Below are 1810 nucleotides of genomic sequence, written 5' to 3' on the forward strand. Positions count from 1 at the left end.
TGGGTCACAAAATCTGTTTAACTCTATACTCATTCTTATATCCAATAATTGTTACGTTAAAGGCCATTCACCCACTGGAATGTTGTCTAGGCTGTAAGCAATATAGTCTTCTAGCATTGCTTTTCTTGCTTTGTCAGAGCTATAAGACTTTTCATTCTGATAATAAGCGGTTCTCTCTCTTTGCCATACTGCTCCGTTCTGCTTTGACTCAAGACGCTTTTTAACAATGGATAGATAATAGCCTGCTTCCTCATCTTCAACACCGATACTACGCAAGCCCTGCTCTGCATGATCAATGCTTTGGGAAAGAATATCGATAATGGGCTGATCACGACAACCTGAACGCTGAGGGTCTGGCCAAACGATTCGTGCACCCAAGCCAAATTGCGCGGCGCGATAGAAGTTAAACTCCGCTAAATGAAAAGGTAAAGCAGGCATCAGCTCATTCATTTTGTCGCGATAGTACTCTGCCAGACCGATATACAGTGCTGCATTGGCAACCATATCAACCGCGCTGGGCCCAGCGGGCAAAGACCTTAGTTCTATCCGTAAATGGCCTTCATCAGCATCGTCATATACCGGTCGATTCCACAACCAAACAGAGCTTTGATGAAGTCGCAACTCTGATAAGCTAGGTGCTTTCCCTTCTGCCATCTGGGCTTCTGGGTCCTGTTCACTGCATATTGGCAATAAAGGTGAAAATATCGAAGCTGTTTCCTGAAATAATTCCAAAGCAGAGCGGCGTACCCAGCCTTGCCCAAAACTTACCCTAGAAGGCTCGTTCCATCGGTATCTATCTTTTATTCGCGTATCGATAGACTGCTTAAACAAAGGTACTCGTGTTTCACACCAGAGGTCGTGACCAAATAAACCGGGTGAATTAGCACCTAAAGCTAACACTAAAGGCGTCACCATTTGAAAGGCATTGAAGGTATTTGCATAGTCTTCAGGGTCGACTCGATAATGAATCTGGAATGAAGTATTCGCACCTTCCAAGGTAACGTCCTGCATATCCATTTGTAAAGGAGGTCTACCGTTAATATCAATTTCAAATTCACGCCCACGACGTTCAAACAATTGCTCAACCAAGGTTCTATAACGCTGGCGGTCCGTCATACAAACAGGCCCGAAATGAGAATTATCCAGCGTAGGAAGTATACCGACAGGAAATATGCGACCTTCATATTTTGCAGCAATATCATTTAGCTTCGACAGCTGGCGGCAAATCTCATTTTCTGTCGACTTAAACGGCGCATCCGACAGGGAATATGGAGTCAGGTTATATTCCAGGTTATAGCGGTTAATCTCCAGAGTCAGTTGTTTGTCATCAGCAGCATCTAAGATTTCTTGATTCAGCAACAAGGGCTCTCCCTTGCTATCAACAATATACATTTCGAGCTCGGCACCCAAAATAGCACTACCCGGTTTCTTTTTTCCAAAGCCTGTCTGTGACAATAGGGAGCTCAAGCTGGAAAGGTTGGTCTGCAGTTTTTTTTCAAAGTCTCGATAATCACTTTCTGCAAAACTGCTCTTATCTATATCAATTCCCATCTATCCGTACTCTGTATCAATGGTGCTTTCTCGGCGTTTTTCAAGGTAGTTGTCGCCTGAGCATTTAAGCTGCTTGTTTTTCCTTCTCCGGGTTCAACTTAACGTCACCCACTTTCTCCCAGTTCCGCGTAGCTTTTGACCACCTTATTTGGTTCTTTCTTTTCATCTTGCGATAAAGCTCATCCCTCTTCGATAATATTTCTTCATCCAGACCTAAGTGCCTTTGCTCTGGGGTAACAAAGTTAATTCGACTATGCCG

The 1810-nt window shown here is 43.9% G+C and carries 1 protein-coding gene and 1 pseudogene; both read right to left on the minus strand.

All coding sequences use genetic code 11. From position 1 onward, the window contains the following. Positions 1-51 precede the first annotated feature (51 nt). Entirely contained in the window at positions 52-1551 is a 1500-nt protein-coding gene (locus A3757_RS20130) for a glutamate--cysteine ligase (protein WP_068515142.1), read from the minus strand. A 64-nt stretch (positions 1552-1615) separates the two neighbouring features. Beyond that, a pseudogene (locus tag A3757_RS27060) lies at positions 1616-1810 on the minus strand (IS3 family transposase); the annotation flags it as partial.

Source organism: Oleiphilus sp. HI0117, from assembly GCF_001635235.1.